Annotated in this window: 22 protein-coding genes; 7 read left to right on the plus strand and 15 right to left on the minus strand. The window is 72.2% G+C overall.

Annotation, left to right across the window (positions count from 1 at the left end):
* Positions 1 to 28 precede the first annotated feature (28 nt).
* Positions 29 to 949, plus strand: a complete 921-nt coding sequence (locus ACLJOU_RS10270) for an aldo/keto reductase (protein ID WP_410565646.1) — start codon at positions 29 to 31, stop codon at positions 947 to 949.
* Between the two features lie 50 nt (positions 950 to 999).
* On the opposite strand, the gene ACLJOU_RS10275 is transcribed toward ACLJOU_RS10270, so the two are convergent.
* The 5 genes from ACLJOU_RS10275 to ACLJOU_RS10295 are packed head-to-tail and all read right to left on the minus strand — an operon-like array spanning position 1000 to position 6888.
* Positions 1000 to 1722, minus strand: coding sequence for an alpha/beta fold hydrolase (locus tag ACLJOU_RS10275; protein WP_410565649.1), 723 nt, complete (start codon positions 1720 to 1722; stop codon positions 1000 to 1002).
* Between the two features lie 12 nt (positions 1723 to 1734).
* The gene (locus tag ACLJOU_RS10280) at positions 1735 to 2640 is read right to left on the minus strand and encodes an ABC transporter permease (protein WP_410565652.1); all 906 of its coding nucleotides are present in this window, start codon (positions 2638 to 2640) and stop codon (positions 1735 to 1737) included.
* Positions 2637 to 3581, minus strand: coding sequence for an ABC transporter permease (locus tag ACLJOU_RS10285; RefSeq protein ID WP_410565655.1), 945 nt, complete (start codon positions 3579 to 3581; stop codon positions 2637 to 2639). Before ACLJOU_RS10285 ends, ACLJOU_RS10280 begins: the two co-directional genes overlap by 4 nt.
* Positions 3578 to 5155, minus strand: a complete 1578-nt coding sequence (locus ACLJOU_RS10290) for an ABC transporter substrate-binding protein (protein ID WP_410565658.1) — start codon at positions 5153 to 5155, stop codon at positions 3578 to 3580. Before ACLJOU_RS10290 ends, ACLJOU_RS10285 begins: the two co-directional genes overlap by 4 nt.
* Positions 5152 to 6888 (minus strand): dipeptide ABC transporter ATP-binding protein, encoded by a 1737-nt coding sequence (locus ACLJOU_RS10295; RefSeq protein ID WP_410565661.1) that lies wholly within the window; start codon positions 6886 to 6888, stop codon positions 5152 to 5154. Before ACLJOU_RS10295 ends, ACLJOU_RS10290 begins: the two co-directional genes overlap by 4 nt.
* A gap of 229 nt (positions 6889 to 7117) precedes the next feature.
* Here ACLJOU_RS10295 and ACLJOU_RS10300 point away from each other — a divergent pair, with 229 nt between their 5' ends.
* The 3 genes from ACLJOU_RS10300 to ACLJOU_RS10310 are packed head-to-tail and all read left to right on the plus strand — an operon-like array spanning position 7118 to position 9011.
* A complete protein-coding gene (locus tag ACLJOU_RS10300; protein ID WP_410565664.1) occupies positions 7118 to 7705 on the plus strand; it encodes a methyltransferase dimerization domain-containing protein in 588 nt (195 codons plus the stop codon).
* Entirely contained in the window at positions 7702 to 8091 is a 390-nt protein-coding gene (locus ACLJOU_RS10305) for a methyltransferase domain-containing protein (protein WP_410565667.1), read from the plus strand. The genes ACLJOU_RS10300 and ACLJOU_RS10305 overlap by 4 nt, the downstream gene beginning before the upstream one ends.
* Positions 8088 to 9011, plus strand: coding sequence for an alpha/beta hydrolase fold domain-containing protein (locus tag ACLJOU_RS10310; protein WP_410565670.1), 924 nt, complete (start codon positions 8088 to 8090; stop codon positions 9009 to 9011). The genes ACLJOU_RS10305 and ACLJOU_RS10310 overlap by 4 nt, the downstream gene beginning before the upstream one ends.
* A gap of 2 nt (positions 9012 to 9013) precedes the next feature.
* On the opposite strand, the gene ACLJOU_RS10315 is transcribed toward ACLJOU_RS10310, so the two are convergent.
* From ACLJOU_RS10315 to ACLJOU_RS10325, 3 genes are all read right to left on the minus strand, one after another.
* Positions 9014 to 9601: a TetR/AcrR family transcriptional regulator gene (locus ACLJOU_RS10315; RefSeq protein ID WP_410565673.1), complete on the minus strand. Its 588-nt coding sequence runs from the start codon at positions 9599 to 9601 to the stop codon at positions 9014 to 9016.
* Between the two features lie 65 nt (positions 9602 to 9666).
* Complete coding sequence (locus ACLJOU_RS10320; protein WP_410565676.1) at positions 9667 to 11271, minus strand: amidohydrolase; 1605 nt, start codon at positions 11269 to 11271, stop codon at positions 9667 to 9669.
* Positions 11272 to 11274: 3 nt separating this feature from the next.
* Complete coding sequence (locus ACLJOU_RS10325; protein WP_410565679.1) at positions 11275 to 12045, minus strand: molybdenum cofactor biosynthesis F family protein; 771 nt, start codon at positions 12043 to 12045, stop codon at positions 11275 to 11277.
* Positions 12046 to 12158: 113 nt separating this feature from the next.
* Between ACLJOU_RS10325 and ACLJOU_RS10330 the strand changes: the two genes are divergently transcribed.
* Together ACLJOU_RS10330 and ACLJOU_RS10335 are read left to right on the plus strand one after the other, a co-directional pair.
* Complete coding sequence (locus ACLJOU_RS10330; RefSeq protein WP_410565682.1) at positions 12159 to 12857, plus strand: SDR family NAD(P)-dependent oxidoreductase; 699 nt, start codon at positions 12159 to 12161, stop codon at positions 12855 to 12857.
* Positions 12858 to 12906: 49 nt separating this feature from the next.
* Positions 12907 to 13680, plus strand: coding sequence for an SDR family NAD(P)-dependent oxidoreductase (locus ACLJOU_RS10335; protein ID WP_410566682.1), 774 nt, complete (start codon positions 12907 to 12909; stop codon positions 13678 to 13680).
* Positions 13681 to 13699: 19 nt separating this feature from the next.
* Here the strand turns inward: ACLJOU_RS10335 and ACLJOU_RS10340 are convergent, their stop codons facing one another.
* The 7 genes from ACLJOU_RS10340 to ACLJOU_RS10370 are packed head-to-tail and all read right to left on the minus strand — an operon-like array spanning position 13700 to position 20349.
* Complete coding sequence (locus ACLJOU_RS10340; protein ID WP_410565685.1) at positions 13700 to 14392, minus strand: ABC transporter ATP-binding protein; 693 nt, start codon at positions 14390 to 14392, stop codon at positions 13700 to 13702.
* Complete coding sequence (locus ACLJOU_RS10345) at positions 14389 to 16098, minus strand: ABC transporter permease subunit (RefSeq protein ID WP_410565688.1); 1710 nt, start codon at positions 16096 to 16098, stop codon at positions 14389 to 14391. Before ACLJOU_RS10345 ends, ACLJOU_RS10340 begins: the two co-directional genes overlap by 4 nt.
* The gene (locus tag ACLJOU_RS10350; RefSeq protein ID WP_410565691.1) at positions 16085 to 16945 is read right to left on the minus strand and encodes a branched-chain amino acid ABC transporter permease; all 861 of its coding nucleotides are present in this window, start codon (positions 16943 to 16945) and stop codon (positions 16085 to 16087) included. Before ACLJOU_RS10350 ends, ACLJOU_RS10345 begins: the two co-directional genes overlap by 14 nt.
* Positions 16946 to 16955: 10 nt before the next feature.
* Entirely contained in the window at positions 16956 to 18128 is a 1173-nt protein-coding gene (locus ACLJOU_RS10355) for an ABC transporter substrate-binding protein (RefSeq protein WP_410565694.1), read from the minus strand.
* On the minus strand, positions 18125 to 18520 hold the full coding sequence (locus ACLJOU_RS10360; RefSeq protein ID WP_410566684.1) for a nuclear transport factor 2 family protein: 396 nt from the start codon (positions 18518 to 18520) through the stop codon (positions 18125 to 18127). The genes ACLJOU_RS10355 and ACLJOU_RS10360 overlap by 4 nt, the downstream gene beginning before the upstream one ends.
* A gap of 56 nt (positions 18521 to 18576) precedes the next feature.
* A complete protein-coding gene (locus tag ACLJOU_RS10365) occupies positions 18577 to 19347 on the minus strand; it encodes a MoaF C-terminal domain-containing protein (protein ID WP_410565697.1) in 771 nt (256 codons plus the stop codon).
* A 57-nt stretch (positions 19348 to 19404) separates the two neighbouring features.
* Positions 19405 to 20349 carry a helix-turn-helix domain-containing protein gene (locus ACLJOU_RS10370; RefSeq protein ID WP_410565700.1) on the minus strand — a complete coding sequence of 315 codons (945 nt, stop codon included), beginning with the start codon at positions 20347 to 20349 and terminating at the stop codon, positions 19405 to 19407.
* A 115-nt stretch (positions 20350 to 20464) separates the two neighbouring features.
* On the opposite strand from ACLJOU_RS10370, the gene ACLJOU_RS10375 reads away from it, so the two are divergent.
* Entirely contained in the window at positions 20465 to 21436 is a 972-nt protein-coding gene (locus tag ACLJOU_RS10375) for a magnesium transporter CorA family protein (RefSeq protein ID WP_410565703.1), read from the plus strand.
* Positions 21437 to 21673 lie beyond the last annotated feature (237 nt).

A 21673-nucleotide genomic window follows, 5' to 3' on the forward strand; every position in this document is an offset into this window, starting at 1 on the left:
AAGAGGTGCTGCGGTGAAAGGAAAACTCGTGCTCACCAGATCGGCCTTCGGCCTCGGCTCGTGGAACACCTGGGACCGGATGGAGTTCGACGACGCCGTCCGGCTGCTCCGGATGGCCGTCGACGCCGGCGTCACGCTGTTCGACGTCGCCCACTACGACTTCGGCCCGCACGCAGAGCACTCGCGCACCGACATCCTCTTCGGCGAGGCCGTCCGGAAGGCCGGGATCGCGCGCGAGGACTACGTGCTGTGCGGGAAGCTCTGGCTCTGGGACTACCCGCGCAGCGGCTTCGCCGGGCAGCTGGAGACGTCGCTCGGCCGGATCGGCACCGCCCACGCGGACCTGGTCGTCGTGGGGGACTACCGGGAACGCCCGGACATCCCCCGGGTCGTCACCGAGGTCGCCGAAGAGATCCGGGCCGGGCGGACCGGTGGCTGGGGCGTCAACAACTGGCTCGCCGCGGACCTGGACGCCGCGCTGGAGTTCGCGGAGCGCGAGGGCCTCCCGGCGCCGGAGTTCGCCCAGCTCAAGTACTCCATCGCCCGCCGTTCGATGGCCGAGGGCGAGCCGTACCGCAAGCACTTCGCGAGCGGACGCCTCGCGCTGCAGGCGTCGGACGTCTTCGAAGGCGGCGTCCTGCTGGGCACCACTGTCCCGGCGCGGAAGATCGGTGCGGACGTCGGCGGGATCCGGGAGTCCATCGTGGCCGCTTCCGCCGAGATCGGCCGCATCGCCGCGGACTTCGGCGCCACCCGGGCCCAGCTGGCGCTGGCGTTCTGCCTGGCCTACGAACCGGTGGCGAACGTCCTCTTCGGAGTGAGCCGCGCGGAACAGCTGGTCGACAACCTCGGCGCGCTCCTCCTGGCCCGCGAACACGGCCACGAAATCCGCGCGGCCCTCGACCACCTCCGCCTCGACCGGGCGGTCCGCCCCGACGGCTCCTGGTGACACCTCCGGGGCGGGCACGCTCATGTGAAAGTGCCCGCCCCGGAGGACGGTCAGGGGGTGGTGAGGAAGGCGAGGGCGGCGGTGCGGAAGGGGGCACCGCGCAGGGCGCCCCCGTGGTCGCCGGGCACTCGCCGGAGGTCGCTGTCCGGGACCAGCGGCACCAGGGCTTCGATGCCCTGGCTGATCGGGTCGTCCTGGCCCGCGACGAACCGCGTCGGCACGCCGATCGTCCCGGCGCGCGGGGCGAACGGCTCCCGCCGCAGACCCTCGATGCACCGCGCGAGGGCGGCCGGGTCGCGGCCGGGTGCGGTGATCATCCGGGCGATCGCCGCCGTCAGCGGGTCGGCCGGCAGCCGCCCGCCGCCGGCGAAGGCGAGCGCGGCCTCGACGTCGACCGCGCCGAACGGCTCGTGCGGGCTGATCCCGCCCAGCACCAGCCGCCGGACCGGCAGCACCGCGGGCAGTTCCCAGGCCAGGCGCGCACCGAGCGAATAGCCGACGACGTCCACTTCGGACTGGTCATCGACGGCGGCGGCGAGTTCCTCGGCGATCGCCTTCGGCGTGAGGTCGGCGAGCGCGGGGCTGGAGCCGTGGCCGGGCAGATCCGGCACCACCGCCGGCCGGCCCGCGCCGGTGAGCGCCGACGGCCAGCCGGTGCTGACCCAGTCGGTGTGGCCGTCGGAGGCGAAGCCGTGCAGGAGCAGCACCGGCGGCCCGGCGGGCGGGCCTTCGGGCGTGAACCGGCGCACGGCCAGGGAGGTCGGGAGCGTCAAGGAGATCCTTTCTCAGGAAGCACGGCGCAGGCGCTGGAGCTCGCCGAGGGTGCGGGCGCGGGCGTCGACGGCGATCCGCAGCGCGGAGCCGATGAGGTTGAGCAGCAGCACGCAGACCATGATCGTCACGCCGGGGACGACGACCAGCCACGGCGCGGTGACCAGGTACGACCGGCCCTCGGCGATCATGTTCCCCCAGGTCGGGGTGGGCGGGGCGATACCGAGGCCGAGGAAGCTCATGGCCCCGTCGACCAGCATCGCGGCCGCGGCGAGGATGACGACCTGGACCAGGGCCAGCGGCAGCACGTTGGGGAACACGTGCACGAGCAGGATCTTGCCGCGGCTCATCCCGGACACCCGGGCGGCGCCGATGTACTGCCGCCCGGCGATGCCGAGCACGCGGCTGCGGATGACGCGGGCGGTGAACGGCGTGAAGATCACCGTCAGCGCGATCAGCTCGGTCCAGATGCTCGCGCCGAGCGCGATGGCCAGCGCCATCGCGAGGATGATCGCCGGGAACGACATCCACGCGTCCATCAGCCGCATGAGCACCGCGTCCGCGGCCCGGTAGAAGCCGCTGACCAGGCCGATCACCATGCCGGAACAGGCCGCGCACAGTGTGATCAACGCCGACAGCCCGAGGGAGGCGCGTCCGCCGGACACCAGCCGGGCGAGGACGTCCCGCCCGAAGGAGTCGGTGCCGAGCGGGTGCGCGGCCGACGGCGGCAGCAGCCGGTGCACCGGGTCGGTCGCGCTGACGCTCGGCAGGAAGAACGGCAGGACGAGCACGGCCAGGACGATCAGGCCGAGCAGCACCGAGCACACCACGAGCGTCCGGTTGCGCCGGAACACCCGCGCCGCGCGGCGCGGCGGGGGAGTGCCGACCGCGGGGACCGGTTCGGCGACGGCGAGGCTCATGCGACACGCACCTTCGGGTCGAGCAGCGCGTACGAGAGGTCGACCAGCAGGTTGACCACCACGAACAGCACCGCGACGAACAACGTCACGCCCTGGATGAGCGGGAAGTCGCGGGTGGACACCGCGCCCATCAGCAGGTGGCCGAGGCCGGGCACCACGAAGATCGACTCGATGATGACGATCCCGCCGACGAGCATGGCGAAGTTGCTGCCCAGCTGCGTCACCAGCGGCATCAGCGCGTTCGGCAGGACGTGCTTCAGCAGCACCCGGCGTTCCGGCAGCCCCTTGACGCGCGCGGTCCGCAGGTAGGCCAGCGGCAGCTCGCCCAGCACGCTCTCGCGCAGGGTGAGCACGAACAGCGCCGTCTGCCCGATGACGAGCACGGTCACCGGCAGCACGAGCGCCGGCACCGCGGCCACCGGGTCGGTGACCAGGTCGTGGTAGCCGCTGGAGGGAAACCAGCGCAGCGTCACCGAGAACACCAGCACCAGGACCAGCGAGATCCAGAAGTCCGGCATGGCCATCCCGAGCGAAGACAGCCGGTCGAGCGTGCGGGCCACCGGGTTGCGCGGCGACACAGCCTGCCACGAGGTGATCGCCACCGACAGGACGAAGCTGATGATCGTGGACAGCACGGCCAGGGTCAGCGTCGGCACGATGTGCGCGGCCACCACCTGCAGGACCGGCTGGTGGTACGTGATCGACGTCCCGAAGTCGCCGCGCACCACGTGCCCGGCCCAGCTCAGGTACTGCTGCCAGAGCGAACCGTCGAGGCCCATGCTGGTCCGCAGCGCGGCGACGTCGGCCGGGCGCGCGGTCGGGCCGAGGATGGCCTGGGCCGGGTCACCCGGGATCAGCCGGATGACGAAGAACATCATCGTGCCGACGATGACCAGGATGATCAGCAGGTCGCGCAGCCGGCGCAGCAGCACCCCGGTCATGCGGCCAGCCAGGAGTTCCAGAAAACGCGGTAGAAGTCGCCGTAGCCCTTGAGCCGCGGGGTGTAGGCCGCCCACAGCTTCGACTGGCTGAGCGTGATCACCGACAGCTGCTTCCAGGTGAACGCCTGCAGCTTGTCGATCACGGCCTTGGCCTGCTCGGGTGTCGTCGAGGCGTTGAACCGGGCCAGCAGGCCGTCGAGCTCCGGCGACGACGAGCCGTTGAGCGTGCCGAGGGTGAGGGCGGGCATCTGGGCGGGCGAGGTCAGCGACGAGTCGAAGAACAGTGTCGTGATGTCCCAGCCGCCCGGGTCCTTGGTCAGGGTGCCGAGCATGGTGGCGAAGTCGAAGGTGTCGATCTTGGTCTGCAGCCCGATCTTGCCGAGCGCGTCCTGGATGAGCACGGCCCACTTGCCGAACTCGGGGTAGGAGTTCGTGGTGACGATGTGGATCGTCGCTCCGGTCGTGATGCCGGCCTCGGCGAGCAGCTGCTTCGCGCGCGCCGGGTCGTGTTCCCGGTAGACCGACTCACCGGCGGTCGAGTAGGACGCCTTGTTGTCCGGCGAGGCGAACGCGCCCGTCTCGATGGTCAGGTCCTTGCTGCCGCCGGTCGCCGCGTTGATGGCCGGCTTGTCCAGCAGCAGGTTCAGCGCCTGGCGGGCCCGCGGGTCGGCGAACTTCGAGCCGGGGTTGAAGTTCGGGATGACGACGTTCTCGTTGCCGCCCGGCAGGTTGTGCACCACCAGGTTCGGGTTGGCCTTGAGCTGCTCGTACTGGTCGTTGGCCGGCATCGCGTGGTCCCACTGGCCGGTCTGCAGGCCGTTGACCAGCGCGTCCTGGTCGCCGACGACCTTGTAGGTGATGGTGTCGAGGTAGGCGTGCTTGGCGCCGGCCTGGCCACCCCAGTCCTCTTCGGCCCGCGACCGGTAACCGTCGTAGCGCGCCAGCACCAGCTGCTGGCCGATGTCCCAGCTCTTCAGCTTGTACGGTCCGGTGCCGACGGCCTTGTCCTGGCCGAAGCCGGTGGCTGGCAGGCCCACCAGGTTCTTCGCCTCGTAGATTTCGGTGCCCGCGCCGGCCAGCTCGTCGATCAGCGGGTAGCGGGGCCGCTTGAGCTCGATGCGCACCGTCGCCGGGTCCGGGGCGGTGATGGCGGCGATGTCCGGGGTGACGAGCTGGCCGGTGCGGTGGCTCTTCTGCCAGCGCTGCAGGCTGGCGACGACGTCGTTCGCGGTCAGCGGGTTGCCGTCCTGGAACGTGACACCCTGGCGCAGCTTGAAGGTGTAGGCGAGCCGGTCCGGGCTGGTGGTGTAGGTGTCGACGAGCATCGGCCGGGCGACGAAGTGCCGGTCGACCTCGAACAGCTTCTCGTACATCATGTTGCCGATCTGCGCGGTCACCTGGCCGGGGTTGGCGACCATGTCGAGCGACTGCGGATCGGTCGGGACGGCGACGGTGAGGTTGCCGCCGCGGACCGGCGGCCCGTCGGCGGCGGCCGTGGTGCCGGCGCTGCCCGTGCAGCCGGCCAGCAGCGTGGCCGCGGCGGCGAGGGCGGCGAGCAGGGGAGTTCGTCTCATGGGCGCGTCGATCCTGTGTGGGGGAGGGCGGGCAGGTCGGGGTTGGCGGCGAGCAGCCGCCGGGTGTAGTCGTGCTGGGGGGAGAGGCGGATCTCCTCGGGCGTCCCCGTCTCGATCAGTTCGCCGCGGTACATCACGCCGACGCGGTCGGCCACCGACAGCACGAGGCTGAGGTTGTGGGTGATGAACAGCAGGCTCAGCGTGCGGGTGCGGCGCAGGTCGAGCAGCAGGTTCATCACCTGCCCCTGCACCGAGACGTCCAGGGCCGACGTCGGCTCGTCGGCCACGATCAGCTCGGGCCCGGCGGCGATCGCCCGGGCGATGGAGACGCGCTGGCGCTGGCCGCCGGACAGCTGCGACGGCAGCTTCCCCGCGGTGTCCGCCGGCAAGCCGACCTCGTCGATCAGGTCGGCCACCCGCCGGTCCAGGTCGGCGCCGCGCAGCGGGGTCAGCTCCTTCAGCGGCTCGGCGATGATCCGCGCCGCGGTGTGCCGGGGGTCCAGCGAGCTCTGCGGGTCCTGGAAGATGAGCTGGACGCGCCGCCGGAAGGTGCGTTCGTCGCCGGTGAGCCCGGCCGGCGTGATCCCGTGCGGGCCGAAGACGACCGTGCCGGACGTCGGCGGTTCCAGCGCGCTGACCAGCCGGCCGAGCGTGGACTTGCCGGAGCCGGATTCGCCGACCAGGCCGAAGAACTCCCCGGGCGGGAGCTCGAGGGAGACGTCCCGCACGGCCTGCACCCGGTGTCCTTTCCGGCCGTACACTTTGGACACCGCGGTGACGCTGAGCGGCGGACCGTCGTGGTCGCGGGGCGGCCGCGGCTTCAACGCCCGGGTTTCGACGGCTTCGGTCGCTTCGCCCGCCATGGCCGATTCGAGCAGGGCGGGGGAGATGGTCGGGAAGCCGTCCCGGCGGTCGACGCCGAGCTGCGGCACGCAGCCGAGCAGCGCCCGGGTGTACGGGTGCTTCGGCCGGGTCAGCACCTCGTCGCGCGAGCCCACCTCGACCAGGCGGCCGCGGTACATCACCGCGATCCGGTCGGCGACCTGCGCGGCGACACCCATGTCGTGGGTGATGAACACGCAGGCCGTGCCGTGGTCGCGGCGCACGCGGTCGAAGAGCGTGAGGATCTCCGCCTGCGTGGTGACGTCGAGGGCGGTGGTCGGCTCGTCGGCGATCAGCAGGTCGGGGTCGGCCATCAGGGCGAGCGCGATCATCACGCGCTGCTGCATGCCGCCGGACATCTGGTGCGGGTACAGCCGCAGGATCCGGTCGGTGTCGGTCAGGCCGACCTCGGTCAGGAGGCGCTTCGCCTTGGCTTCGGCCCGCTTGCGCAGCGGGCTGCCGCGGCGGGCGGCCTGTCCGGGCAGCGACCCGGGTTCGCGGTAGGCCTCGGCCAGCTGGGGGCCGACGCGGCGGCCCGGGTTGAGCGAGTCCAGGGCCTCCTGGAAGATCATGCCGATCCGCGGGCCGCGGTAGGCGCGCATCGCGTCGGCGGGCAGCTTCGTCACGTCCACGCCGTCGAAGGCGATCTGCCCGCGCGTGCGGACGGGGGCGACGAACTCGAGCAGGCGGATGATCGACAGGGCGGTCACGGTCTTGCCGCTGCCGGACTCGCCGACCACGCAGAGCGTCCGTCCTTGCCCGAGATCGAGGGAGAGCTCCCGCACGAGTTCGCGCTCGGTGTCGTCGGTGACGACGCCGACGGTGAGCTCCCGGATTTCGAGCAGCGTCATGGATTCCCCTTCCTCGTGCCCGCCACGAGGGGGCGGGCCGGACTGCCGGGCACCGGCAGGGGTAGTTCTACGCATGTTGACACTGGCCGGGAGACGTGTCAATGGTTTTATTCTACAAACGTAGGAAGTTGAAACATCACGGCTTTTTGTTGCTGTGCGGGCGAAATCCGCGACTGGATTCTTTTATCTACGGATGTAGAGTGTCCGCGTCGAACAGAAGGAGAACGACGTGACGACCACCCCAGCCACGCCCGACCGGATCGTGGAAACCGCCGTCGGCTACATGGCGGCCCAGCAGCTCTTCGCCGCCAACCGGATCGGCCTGTTCCCGGCCCTCGCGGCCGGCCCGCTCGACGCGGGCGAGCTGGCCGAGCGCACCGGCAAGCCGGAGAAGATCGTCCGCATCCTCGCGGACGCCCTCGCCGCGCGCGGCCTGCTGTCCCGCGTGGACGGTCGCTACACCCTCGGCGCCGACACCGCCGAGTACCTCGGGGGAGGAGGTCTGGACCTCGCACCCTTCTTGACCTTCCTCGAAACCATCAGCTACCCCCACTGGCTCCAGTTCACCCACACCACCGACACGGGCGAACCCGGCGAACTCGACCTCGCCGGCGACCGCTGGACCACTTTTCTCGCCGGAGTCATGGTGTATAACGCCCTACACGCTCGGATGTTGTCGAAAAATTTCGACTTCACCGGATACAAAAACCTCTTGGACCTGGGGGGCTCTCCGCCGAGTTCGCGCTGCAGGCCCTGCACGTCAACGACGTCCTGCGGGCCACCTTCGTCTACGACCCGCGGTCGGTGGACTCGGTGACCGCGGCCGTCGCGGAGTTCGCCGGCCGGACGACCGTCGTCGGCGCACCGACCGCGGAGGCCGAGCCGGTGGGCGAGTTCGACCTGGTGCTGGTCAACCACGTGGTCCACCGGTTCTCCGTCGACGAGAACCGGGCGATCCTGCGGCACGCGCGGGCCGCGGCGGCTCCGGGGGCGCGGCTGCTGCTGCTCGACTTCTTCCTGGACGAAGATCCCGAACCGCGGGCCCTGGACGCGCTCCACGCGGGGGAGTACCTGGTCATCGACGGCACGGTGGTGTACCCGGAGCGGGACGTCCGCGGCTGGCTGGCCGGCGCCGGGTGGCGCCCGGTGGACCGGCTGACGTTGCCGGGTTCGCCGCGGGTCCTCGTCGCGGAGGCGGTGTGAGCACGGGTCTCGATCCCGCGGTGCGGGCGCTGCTGGCCCGCAGCTCCGGCGGTCCCGCCCGGCCGATGACGGCGGTCGAGCTGCGGGCCGCGTTCGCGGCGTCGCGCCCGGCGCCGGGCGCGGTGGCGCCGGTGGCTTCGGTGGCCGAGCACCGGGTGCCCGGGCCGGGTGGTGACCTGCGCGTGCGGCTGTACCTGCCGGAGGCGGCGGGTCCGGTGCCGGTGTTCGTGTGGATCCACGGCGGCGGCTGGACGATCGGCTCGATCGAGGAGAACGAGGTGGCTTCGCGGGCGGTGTGCGCGGCGGCGTCGGTGGCGGTCGCGGCCGTCGAGTACCGGCTGGCGCCCGAGAATCCGTACCCGGCGGCGCCTGAGGACTGTTACGCGGTGCTGGAGTGGCTGGCGGCGGGTGGGGCGGGTCCGGCGGTGGTGGGGTCGCGCATCGCGGTCGGTGGCGAGAGTGCCGGGGGCAACCTGTCCACGGTGGTCTCGCTGATGGCGCGGGACCGTGGCGGTCCGCCGGTCGCGGCGCAGGTGCTGGTCTGCCCGGTGTTCGGCCATCCCGACGACGGTCATGCGTCCTATGTGGACTTCGCGACGGGCTACGGTATGACGGCGGACGCGATGCGGTTCTTCTTCGCCCAGTACGCGCCGGCTTCGCTGGAGGACCCGTACGTGCTGCCTTCGCGGTGCCGGGATCTTGCGGGGTTGCCGCCGGCGTTGGTGCTGACGGCGGAGTACGACGTCCTGCGTGACGAGGGGGAGGCGTTCGCCCGGCGGCTGGCGGAGGCCGGGGTGGCGGTGGACGTCCACCGGTACGCCGGGCAGATCCACGGTTTCTACGGGCTGTACACGGATCTGCCCGCGTCGGCGCGGTCGCACGCCGAGGTGGCCGCGTACCTGCGGGGGGTCTTCGACTGAGGTCAGGGGCGGGTGAGGCGGTCCAGGAGGGACTCCAGGTGCCGGTGCTGGAGGTCGATCGTGGAGAACTCACCCGCCACCAGGCTCATCACGTTGGCGCCGGCGTTGAGCAGGACGATTTCGTCGACGATCTGCTCGTCGGGGGTGGTGGTGACGATGTCGCCGTCTTCGCGGCCTTCGGTGAGGAAGCGGTGCAGGAGCCCGCGCCATTCGCGGACGTGTTCGAGGTACTTGTCGTGCATGCGCCGGTTGGCCAGAGACATCTGCCAAAAGATGAGCAGGACGCGGCCGGCGGTGATCCGGGTTTCGTCGATCGGCATGGACGACACGCAGAGCTCGCGCAGGGCGGCGAGCCCGCGCAGGCCGTCGAGGGCGACGTACTGGCGCATCATGCCCAGTGCCCGTTCGTAGGTGGCCGCGATGATGTCTTCTTTGCTGGGGAAGTACAGCTTGAGAGCGCCGTTGGCGAATCCCGCGGCGGCGGCGATCTCCCGCATGGTGGCGGCTTCGATGCCGCCGCGCACGATCAGGTCCCACGTCACGTCGACGATGTCGCTGCGCCGCTGGTCGTGGTCGATGATCTTGGGCACCCGGTACCTCCCGCACTGGTTTCTCTACCAGTGTAGGAGAAAGTGTGGTCGAGGACAGTCCGGGGTCAGCGCCGGAACACGCGCCGCCCGGCGAACCACGTCTCGGCGACGCGGGTGTCCCACACCTGCGCGGTCCGGAACGGATTGCGGTCCAGGACCACGAAGTCGGCCGACCGGCCCGGGGTCAGCGCGCCCGTGACGTCGTCGAGGCCGCAGGCCCGGGCGCCGCCGAGGGTGAACACCTCGATCGCCTCGGCCAGGGTGATCGCCTGCTCCGGCCACAGCGCGCCCGGACGGCGGCCGTGCGGGTCCTCGCGTGTCACCAGCCCGGCGATGCCTTCCCACGCGTTCGGGGACTCGCTGACCGGCCAGTCCGATCCGCCGGCGACCAGTGCGCCGGTGTCCAGCAGGGTCCGGTTCGGCTGCATCCGCGCGGCGCGCGAGGGCGGGAGGACGTCGGCGATCGCCGAGGGGATCACTCCGGGCACCCACAGGAACGGTGAGATGTCCGCCGCGACGCCCAGTGCGGCGAACCGCGGGAGGTCGTCGGGGTGCACGAACTGGCCGTGCGCGACCTGGAAGCGGGTGGCGGCGAATCCCGCGGCCCGGACCTGGGCGACGGCGTCGAGGAACTGCCGGACAGAGGCGTCGCCGGTGCAGTGGACCTTGGCCGAGAGGCCCGCGTCGGCCGCCTTCAGCAGCCACTCGGTCAGCTCGTCCGGGGACATGGTCGTCGTGCCGTGGAAGCAGGCGCCGTGGGTCTCGTCGGGCAGGTACGGCTCGAGGAACGCCGCGGTGCGGGTCGGTGGTACGCCGTCGAGGAAGATCTTGACGAAGTCGGGGCGGTGGTGCTCGGTGCGGTACTGCTGCGCCACCTCCAGCAGCGGTGCGCCGACCGGGTCGACGCCGAAGATGGGGTCGTTGACCAGCAGTGAGGACACGACCCAGGCGTCGAGTTCGCCGTCGAGGTCCAGGGAGCGGAGTGCGGCCAGGATGTCGGTGGACACTCCGGCGTCCTGGAACGCCGTGACGCCGAAGCCGTGCAGGATTTCGATCGCGCGCTTCGACGCGCGCCGGTGCTGGGCGGGGGTCAGGTCGCCGGCCAGGCGCTCGACCGGCACGCCGGCGGCTTCGAGCAGGAGTCCGCTGGGTTCGCCGCCGTCGCGGACGATCACCCCGCCGGGCGGGTCCGGGGTGGCCGCGGTGATGCCCGCCAGTTCGAGGGCGCGGGTGCTGACCCAGCGGTTGTGCCTGCTGTCGTCCGACAGCGAGACGGGCCGGCCGCCCGCGGCGTCGTCGAGCGCGCGCCGGGCGTCGGCCGAAGAGAGCCGGGAGACCAGAGTGGACGCCCAGGCGCCGCCGGTCAGCCACTCTTCCGGGCCGAGCGACGCGGCTCGTGCGCGGACGGCGGCCAGGATGTCCGGCAGGTCCGCGCCGGCGCCGAAGGTGAGCTCGAAGAGTTCGGCGCGGCCGGCCAGCGCGTGGTGGTTGTGCACGTCGACGAGGCCGGGCATGACGAACGCGCCGCCGAGGTCGAGCACTTCGGTCGCGGGGCCGGTGTCTTCGAGGGAGGTGATCTTCCCGCCGGACACCGCGAGGGTGGATGCCCACGGCCGCGCGGGGTCGAGCGTGTACACGACGGCGTTGGTCAGCAGCAGGTCGGCGGGCACGGTTCAGTCCTCCGCGGGGTCGAGCCCGGCCGGGTGGACGGTGGTGCTCAGCAGCCGCCCGTGCGCGCCGAAGGTGAAGTGCGTGGGGTGTTCGCCGGTGCCGTCGAGCCCGAAGAGGACGCCGTGGGAGCGCAGGCGGCGGGCGTCCCGGTGGTCGGCGACGGTGACCGACGCGCAGGGGATGACCTTCTCCCGCCAGGCGAAGACGTGGATGCCGGGCCGGACGCGGTAGACGGTGTTCTCGTCGGTGTCGGCGAGGCCGCGTTCGGGGCCGGCCAGGCACTGCCAGGTGTACCAGTGCGGGCTGAGGTAGACGTGCTCGTAGGCGTGCTCGGGGCTGTAGACCCACAGGACGCGCCGCCCGGTGAGGGCGGTGCTCGGGGCCATCGGCTCGCCGCGGGCTTCGGTGCCGCCGAGGGTGGCGGGCCGGAACTGCTGGGTGACGCGCGGGGTGCCGTGGTCGCCGATCGTGGTGGTGACGACGAGGGCGCGGCCGTTGCGCAGGTCGAGCAGGAGTGAGACGGCTTCGCGGGCCGCGGGGTGGAACTGGAGGTAGTAGAGGTCGTCGTCGACGAGGAAGGTTTCGGCGGGCGCGGCCGAGCCGTCCCAGGTGACGGTGGTGCCGGTGATGCGGACGGAGTGGCCGGAGCCGTCGTCGTGCAGGTCGAAGGTCCGGCCGTCCAGGTCGCCGGTGACGGGGGCCTTGTTGGCGTCGAAGCCGGGGGCCAGGCCGTCCAGCGGGAGCCAGGTCGAGGTGTCGGAGAGCGTGCTCACCCCGTCGAGTCTCGGTCGCGGTCGGCGCGTGCGGTACCGCTCGTGCGGCGGCGGACAACAACGCTGCGCTGGCGGCCAACCATCCGGGCGGTGCCCGCGGTGAGGATGGGCGCATGCGAACCGATCTCGCCGGGAAGGCGGTCCTGGTGACCGGCGGTGCGTCCGGCATCGGCCTGGCCTGCGTCCGGGCGTTCCGCGCCGAGGGGGCCCGCGTCGGCGTCGTCGACCGGGCGGCCGGTCCTGACGTCGTCCAGGCGGATGTCACCGACGAGCCTGCCTTGGCGGCCGCGGTGGACGCCGTGGCTCGTCGCTTCGGCGGTCTCGACGTCGTCGTCGGCTGCGCCGGGATCTCCGGTCCGGTCGGCAAGCCGCTCACCGCGACCACGGCCGAGGACGTGGCCCGGGTACTGGCGGTCAACGTCACCGGGCAGTTCCTGCTGGTCAAGCACGCGCTGCCGTGGCTGGGCGACGGTGGTGCGGTGGTGCTGCTCGGGAGCGACTCGGCGTTCACGGCGGCGCCGGGGATGGTGCCCTACTGCGCGTCCAAGGGTGCGGTGGTCGCGATGACCCGTGCGCTGGCCGTGGAGGTGCCGGGCGTCCGGGTCAACTGTGTCTGCCCGTCGGTGGTGGACACACCGATGGCGCGCGCCGACCTCGGCCCCGTCCTGGATGATCCCGCGTTCCCGGTGCAGGCCGCCGGGGACGTCGCCCGGCAGGTGCTGTTCCTCGCGTCCCCGGCTTCGCGGCCGGTCAACGGCCAGGCCCTGCTGGCCGACTTCGGGATGTCGGCGCGTTCTGCGTTCCCTGCGTGAGAAAGGATCCACAGTGTACTCGTCGGACTCATCAGGCAAGGTCGTCGCGATCACCGGCGGCGGCACCGGCATCGGCGCCGCGGTCGCTCGTCGTTACGCGGGCGAGGGTGCGCACGTGGTCGTGCTCGGGCGGCGGCGCGAGCCGCTCGAGCAGGTGGCCGCGGAGACCGGCGCGCACGTCATCGCCGGCGACGCGAGCGTGCGGGCCGACGCCGAATCGGCGGTCGCGGAGATCGTCGGCCGGTTCGGCCGGCTGGACGTCGTGGTGGCCAACGCCGGCGGGCACGGCCTGTCGTCGGTGGTCGACACCGGCGACGACGAGTGGGAACTGGCCCTGCGCTCGAACCTGTCGAGTGCCTTCGTGTTCTGCCGGGCCGCGCTGCCGTCGCTGGTGGAGACCGGCGGGCAGGTGGTCGTGGTGTCGTCTCTGGCCGGGTTGTTCGCCGGCCCGAACGTCGCCGGTTACACGGTCGCGAAACACGCGTTGCTCGGCCTGACCCGCTCGATCGCCCGTGACTTCGGGCCGCGCGGGGTGCGGGCGAACGCGGTCTGCCCGGGCTGGGTCCGCACGCCGATGGCGGACGGTGAGATGGCGCAGTTCGCCGTGGCTGCCGGGTTCACCGGCGGCCACGACGAGGGTTACCGCCGTGTGACGGCCGAGGTCCCGCTGCGGCGCCCGGCCGAGCCGGCGGAGATCGCGGCGATCGTGCGGTTCCTGGGGTCGGCGGAGTCGTCGTACATCACCGGCGCGGTGATCGTCGCCGATGGCGGTGCCCACGCGGTGGACCTGCCGACGTTGGCTTTCGAGCGCGCCGGGATGTGAGCCGCCTGGGGGCGTGGGTTCACGCCCCCAGGTAGGCGGTGTGCAGGGTGGCGGGGGAGTCGAGCAGGGTCCGGGCGTCGCCGGAGTAGGTGACGCGGCCCGACGAGACCACCACCGCATCCTGCGCGACACCGAGGGCCAGGTGCGTGAACTGCTCCACCAGCAGGATCGCGGCCCCCTCCGCGGCGAACCGGGTGACCACGGGCAGCAGGCGGGTGAACACCACCGGCGCCAGGCCCAGTGACATTTCGTCGATGAGCAGGAACGCCGGGCGCGCGGCGAACGCGCGCGCCAGCACGACCATCTGCTGCTCGCCGCCCGAGAGCAGCGCCGCCGGGGAGTCGCGCCGCTTCCCGAGTTCGGGGAACAGCGCCAGGACCTCGTCGACGGCTGCCGGGGTGCGCGCGGTGAGGCGGAGGTTTTCCAGCACCGTCAGCCCGGGGAAGACCGCCCGGCCCTGTTCGATGTGGGCGAGCCCGAGCCGCGCCCGCGCCACCCGCGAATGCCGGGTGACGTCCACCCCGCCGATGTGGACGCGGCCGGCCGACGGTGGCACCACGCCTGAGAGGGCCTCCAGCAGGCTCGTCTTCCCGGCGCCGTTCGGCCCGACCAGCGCGGTGATCCGGCCGGGCGCGAGGGTGAACCCGACGTCCCGGATGACCGGGCCCGCCCCGCGCTCGACCGTCAGCCCGTCGGCTCGCAACGTGTTCACAGCAGCTCCGTTTCGCCCATGTACGCCTTCAGCACGGCCGGGTCGGCCAGGACGTCCGCCTGCGGCCCGCTCGCCAGGACCTGCCCGAAGTCGAGCACGGTGAGCGTGTCGCAGACCGACCGCACGAGGTCGAGGTCGTGCTCGATGAGCAGCACCGACACCCCGAACCGGGCCGGGACCTGCCGCAGCCGCCGCCCGAAGGCCACGTGCTCCTCGTGCGGCAGCCCGGCGGCCGGTTCGTCGAGCAGCAGGACGCGGGGCTTCGCGAGCAGGTGCCCGACGACTTCGACGAGCCGCCGCGCGCCCGCGTCGACCCGGGACAGCGGTGTCGCCGGACCTGGGCAGCCGAAGAACGCCAGTGCCTCGGCGATCTCGCGGGCGGCGAGCCGCCGCCGGGCGACGAACCGCACGTAGGCGCCGACGGTGAGGCCGGGTGGCACGCGGTCCTGCTGGAAGGTCCGCCGCAGCCCGCCGCGGGCCCGCCGGGCCGGCGAGCCGGTGAGCGGCCGGCCGTCGAGGGTGGCGGTGCCGGTGGCGCGGGGGAGGAAGCCGCTGAGCGCGTCGACCAAGGTGGACTTCCCGGCGCCGTTGGGGCCGATCACGCCGAGGATCCCGTGTTCCGGCACGGTGATGTCCACATCGGACAGTGCGGTGACGTGTCCGAACGAGACGCTCAACCCGCGCACTTCGAGCACGGGATCGCCGATCGGCACCGGCTCGACGTCGGCGATGCCGGTCAGCTCGGAGGTGATGCGGGTCCGGCGGCGGTACCACAGGGCCCGCACGGCGGTGCCGAGGTTGCCGCGGCTGGTGAGGGCCTGGACGCCGAGCACGCCGAAGACGACGAACCCCCAGTCCTGCGGCACGCCCCAGCGTTTGAGCAGCTCCGGCACTGCGACCCAGAGCAGCGCGCCGAAGACGGCCATGTCGATCAGGTGCGCGCCGGACATGACGGCCAGCACGTAGAGGGCGAGGGACTGGATGGCGGTGAAGCTGGCCGGAAAGGCCAGCCCGACCTGGCCGGTGAGCAGGCCGCCGCTGATGCCCCCGAGGGCGGCGCTGACCGCGAAGGCGGTGAGCTTGGACGTCCGCACGCCCGCGCCGACCGCGGCGGTCCCGCGTTCGGAGAAGGCGACCAGGTGCCAGCTGCTGCCCCAGCGGCCGCGGCGCAGGAAGTGCACGGCCAGTCCGCAGGCGACCAGCACGAGCACGGCGAACAGGAAGTAGGACCGGTCGTCGGAGAACGCCGCCGGCCGTTCGACGGAGACGCCTTCGGTGGCGCCGGGGAACTGGATCTGCACGAGGGTGAGGTCGGCGGCCGCGGCGAGCCCGAGGGTGACCACCGCGAGGGTGATGCCCCGCAGCCGCAGCGCGGGCAGCCCGACGAGCACCCCGGCCGCGGCGGCGGCCAGGCCACCGAGCAGCAGCCAGGTGCCGAACCCGCCGGGCACCCCGGCGACGTTGCACGCGGAGACGACGAACGCCCCCACCGCGGCGAAGGTGAGCTGGCAGAGCGAGATCATCCCGGCGGTCCCGGTGACGACCCCGAGCCCGAGCAGCGCGATGGCGGCGACGACGGCGCTGACCCCGAGGTAGACGAAGTACCCGGCCAGCCCGACGCTGAGCGCGTAGCCGACCGCGACGGCGGCGGCCGCGACGAGCAGCGGGAGACCGGCCCGCGCGAGCGGGTTTTCAGCGAGCCGCATCCCAGACCTCCTTGCGCTGCGTCCACAGCAGCAGTGCCACGATGACCAGGAACGGCAGGAAGTACCGCAGCACCGAAAGCCGGTCGCTCTGGGCGAGGGCGCCCTGCGCCATGCCGAGCACGAGCCCGCCCGCCACCGCCAGGTCCAGCCGCCGGAAGCTGCCCAGCAGCGCCGCCGCGGCGGCCGGGACCACCAGCATCGCCAGTGACGTCGGGTCGTTCGACTGCGACGGCGCCACGATCGACACCGCGAGCGTGGCGATCACGCCGGTCGCCGTCCACACCCCCACCGACAGGGGCCGGGCCGGGATGCCCAGCAGCTCCGCCGTCGTCGGGCGTTCGGACAGGGCCCGCAGGCGGACGCCCAGCGAAGTCCGGGTCAGCACAGCCCGGCAGCCCAGCGCGACCAGCACCGCCAGCGCGACCGTCACCACTGTGACCTGGCTGACCACCACCCCGCCGGCCGTGAACGCCGGCCCGGCCAGCAGCGGGTGGAACGGCTGGGGCTTGTTCCCGAAGAGGATGAACGCCAGGGAGATCAGCAGCAGGAGCACCGCGACGGTCGCCGCCGAGCGCGTGCCCGTGTCCGCCTCGGCCAGCCACGTCGAGACGATCCAGCCCAGCACCGCGCTCAGCGCGCCGCCGAGGAGGATCCCGGCCAGGGTCGCCAGCCACGACGGGAAGCCGAGGTGGACGGCGAGGAAGACGGCGACGTAGCAGCCGAACATCCCGGTCGCGGACTGGGCGAAGTTGACCACCCGCACCAGCCGTGACATCAGGGTCAGGCAGACGGCGAGCACCGCGTAGAGCCCGCCGGCGGCCAGACCGGCCAGAGCGCCCTGCAGCATGAACGTCCTCCTAGGACCGCGGGATCCGGAGCCAGTCCTGCGCCACCGGTTCCCACTTGCCGGCGCCGGTGGCGAGCTTGACGGGCCAGCCCGCGGTGTTGTCGTGGTGGGACTGCCCCGGGCCGAACACGTACGGCGTCCCGACCATCGGGTCGGTGATCGGCTTCATTTCGCGCAGCGCTTTCGACACGGTTTCGCGCGTGATGTCGCCCTTCATTCCGCGGAGCACGGCGAGGAAGTACTTCGCCGCGAGGTAGCCACCCTGGCTGAACGACGTCAGCGGGATCCGGTGCTGGGTCATCAGGTCCCGCCACTCCTTGTTGGCCGGGGCGGCGGCGTCGGTGAACGGGTAGAACTCCGCCGGCACGTACACCCCGGCGCCCGCGTTGGCGATCGCCTTGGCGTAGTTCTCGCTGTAGACGCTGGTCAGCAGCAGCCAGGTGACGTCGGTCCAGCCCTGGGCCTGCGCGGCCTTGAGCTGGCCGATCGAGTCCGGTTCCACCGGGTTGACGGTGATCGCCCTGCAGCCCGCCGCGCGCGCCTTGACGATGTAGGGCGTGTAGTCCGAGCCGCCGTAGGGGACGGTCGAGTCGACGTACTTCAGCTTCTTGCCGGTGATCTTCGTCCACTCGCCGATGGCGGCCTGGTAGGCCGGGAGCGTGTTGCCGGCGATTTCCAGCAGCGCGCAGATGTCGTCCTGCTTCAGCACTTCGGAGCCGTAGAGCAGGGTGAGCGTCATGTCGTGGAACGGGCCGACGTTGACCGGTGCGATGTTCGGGCCGGCGAAGCACGCCGGGTCGACCCCGATGCCCGGCATCGACAGGATCTTCTGCTGCTCGTAGTACTTCTCGTTGATCTCGCATTCGATGAGGCTCGACGACCCGACGAGCGCGACGGCCCGGTCACCGCCGACGACCTCGCGCGCGGCCGCGGCGGCCGCGGCCGGGTCGCCCTTGTCGTCGATCGCCTTGTACTCGATCTTGCGGCCGTTGACGCCCCCGGCCGCGTTGGCCGCGTCGAGCACCGCCTTCGCCGCCTGCGACGCCTCCGGGAAGGTCGCGGCGCCGGACAGCGCGTTCACCGAGCCGACGACGATCGGGCCGTTCGCGCCGGCGTCGGACCCGGCACAGCCCGCGGTGGCCAGCAGGGCGGCGATCGCCAGCGTGGGCAGGACTTTTCTCATTGCTGCTCCCGGGTTGCGGCCACGACGGGCGCGGAGTCGACGATCTGCTCGAAGGAGGTGACCTCGCCGCCGCCGAAGCGCCACAGGTGCGCGACGCGGGCGGTGAACGACCCGCCGGTCCGGCGGTGCGTGCCGGTGTAGGTGCCGACGCCGATCACGGTGTCCCCGGCGTCCAGCAGGTCGCCGAGGGTGAAGCGGTAGCCGGCCCAGTCCCGCCCGATCGCCTCGAACACGTGCTCGCGCACCTCGTCCGGGCCGGTGTAGGTGCCGGCGTAGGGGAACCCGGCGGCCTCGGTCCACGTCGTCTCCGGGCCGAGCGGGGCGAGCATGCCGGGCAGGTCGCCCCGGTCGCTGGCGGCGTAGTGCGCACGGATGACGTCCACATTGGACACGGGGGACACGGGGGACACGGGGGACACGGGGTGCACGTTGGACACGTCGGGCTCCTTCAGACGGGCTGGGCGTCGGGGTAGGCCACCGCGCCCAGGGGGTAGATGTGCCCGCCGGCGCGGGAGTGCTCGGACCGCCCGTCGCCGGTCAGGCCGAGGAACACGCCGGTGGTGCGCAGGGCGTAGCCGAGGTCGTGCAGCCAGACGCTGGCCACGGCGATCCGGAACTCGCGGAAGCAGAACAGGTAGAGCCCGTCGGCGAACTTCCACACCGTCGACAGGTCCATGTCGCCGTGCCCGCGCTGCACGCCTTCCAGGCACTGCCAGGCGTACCGCTGCGAGGAGACGTAGACGTGCTCGTAGAGGTGGTCGGGGCTGTAGCGGTAGAGGTTCCGCTTGCCGATCAGGTCGCGCGAGGGCCCCGGCGCCGCCCCCGACGGCTCCCCGCCGCCGGTGACGCCCGCGCGGAACTCCTGCGAGACGCGGGGGACGCCCTCGACGTCCTCGGCGCCGATCACCGAACGGACGGCGAGCGCGCGGTGGGTGGCCGTCGAGTACACGACGGTCAGCGCTTCGCCCTCGACGCTGGTCAGCGGCAGGTTCACGAAGAAGACGTCCTCGCGCACCGCGACCGCGTCGTAGGGGTCTTCGACGCCGTTGCACACGACGTGCCCGGCGTCCTCGAACGTCAGGGCCAGGGTTTCGCCGTCGTCGAGGGTGATCGTGACGGTCCGGCCGGTGAGGTCGGCGTTCGGCAGGCGGTAGGTGGCGATGCCGGCGGCGAACTCGTCGTAGGTGCGCCAGCCGTCGTCGGTGGGGGCTTCGGGCATGGCCTCATCGTCGGGTGGGCCCCGCCCCCGGGCGAGCGGTCACGCGCTGGCGGGCAACTACCGGACGCTGACGGTCAACTCCCGGCGCACCTCGCTCGGTGCCCGCCCGAACGCGCTCTTGAACACGCGGCTGAAGTGCGCGGCGTCGACGAACCCCCACCGCGCGGCGATGGCCGCCACCGGGCGGCCGGCGTGCACCGGGTCGAGCAGGTCGCGGCGGCAGTGCTCCAGCCGCCGGGTGCGGATCCAGCCGGAGACCGTGGTGCCCTGCTCCCGGAACAGCCCGTGCAGGTGCCGGGTGGAGATGAAGTGCTCGGCGGCGATCCGTGCCGGGTTGAGGTCGGCCGACTGCAGGTTCGCGTCGATGTGGGCGCGGATCCGGCGCATCAGCTCGTGGTGCGGGTCGGCGTTCGCGCGCGCGAGGTCCAGCTCGGTGGCGACCAGGGTGGACAGCAGGTCGACCGCGCTGTGCGCCAGCCGCGCGCCCGCCGGGCCGGCCAGTTGCTCCAGGTTGCCGCCGAGCTGGGCGAGGAACGGCACGACGACGTTGCCGACGCCCTCCTTGCCCGACATCCGCACCGCCGTCAGCCGCCCCACGAGTTCGGCGGGCAGGTCGATCAGCCGCTGCGGGAACATCACGACGAGGGTCCGGAAGTCCTCTTCGAACACCAGCGAGTACGGCCGGTGCGTGTCGTAGAGGGCGACGTCGCCGGGCCGCAGCACGGCCTGGCGGTCGTCCTGCACCAGCAGCCCGGTGCCGGCCAGGATCAGGCTCAGCTTGTAGTAGCGGCGCTCGCCGCGCGCGATGAGCTCCGGCGTCCGCTCGACGACGTGGGGTGAGGCGGTGATCTCGGAAACCTGCACGTCGTCGGCCGACGACGAGCGGATCCGGCCGCGGAAGCCGTCACCGCCCGCGGTCACGTGCAGGGGCACGAAGGACTGCGACACGGCGGCGCGGAATTCGGTGAAGTCGCGGGCGATGAGGGTCGTCGGAGCGGGCACGGGGTCACCTCGCAGCGGTGGGAGGGCACGGCGTCGTATACGATAAGCGATACGATCTTCGGCGACAATGCCCACCGAGCGTGTGAAGCGCGGGCCGCGGGGGCATTCCGCCGGCATGACCAGAACCCGGGTGTACCGCGACGGCGAGCTGCAGAAGGAAGACTTCCCCGTCGAGGACGTGTCCGAGTTCCTGGCCGAGCCGGGGACCGCGGTCTGGGTCGACCTCTGCGCCCCGACCGCGGCGGACCTGGCCGAGCTGGCCGGCGAACTGGGCCTGCACCGGCTCGCCGTCGAGGACGCCGTGGCCGAACACCAGCGGCCCAAGCTCGACCGCTACGACGGCCACGCCTTCCTGTCGGCCTACGCGGTGCGGTTCGACACGCGGACCGGCGAAGTCACCACCGCCGAACTCGGGGCCTTCGTCACCCCGCGGGCGCTGGTGACCGTGCGCAAGGACGACGGCTTCGACATCGAGCCGGTCCTGCGCCGCTGGGACCAGGCCGAGGAGCTCGCGAAGTCCGGCGTGCCGTTCCTGCTGCACGGCCTGCTCGACCACGTCGTCGACGGGCAGTACGAGGCCGTGCAGGCGCTCGACGACGAGGTCGAGGCCCTGGAGGACCTGGTCTTCGCCGACCGCCCGGACTCCTCCGAACTGCAGCGCCGCTCGTTCCGGCTGCGCAAGAGCCTCACCGCGCTGCGGCGCGTGGTGCTGCCGATGCGGGAGGTGATCAGCTCCCTGATGCGGCCGGACCTGAAGCTGGCCGACGAGCTGACCCGCCCGTACTTCGAGGACGTCCACGACCACGCCCGCCAGGCGGCCGAGCAGACCGAGGCGCTGCGGGAGCTGATCGCGACGGTCCGCGAGACGCAGCTGAACCTGCAGGGCAACCGGCTCAACCTGATCATGAAGAAGGTCACCGGCTGGGCCGCGGTGATCGCGGTGCCCACCGCCGTGACGGGCTTCTACGGCCAGAACGTGCCGTACCCGGGCAACGGCACCCCGGGCGGCTTCTGGACGTCGACGATCGTGGTGCTCGTGCTCTCGCTCGGCCTGTACGCGGTGTTCAAGAAGAAGGACTGGCTCTGAGCCCGCCGGCCGCTGCCCGGCCCGCCGCGCTCCACAGTGGAGTGTCCACACCGGACGCGGTTAGCGCGCGGCAAAGCCCGGCGACGGCGGCCGTGCGCACATCACCGGAACCCGGTACGCCGTTCAGCCCAACAGGGCAACGTGACCGGATTGGCCTGGGACAGAAGGGAAGGCTTTCGAGCACCGCCTGAGGAGCGCGCGAGGGACGTCGGCGCGGCTGGTTGCTCAACCGTTGCC

It is taken from the genome of Amycolatopsis sp. cmx-4-61, assembly GCF_046548775.1.
Classification (GTDB): domain Bacteria; phylum Actinomycetota; class Actinomycetes; order Mycobacteriales; family Pseudonocardiaceae; genus Amycolatopsis.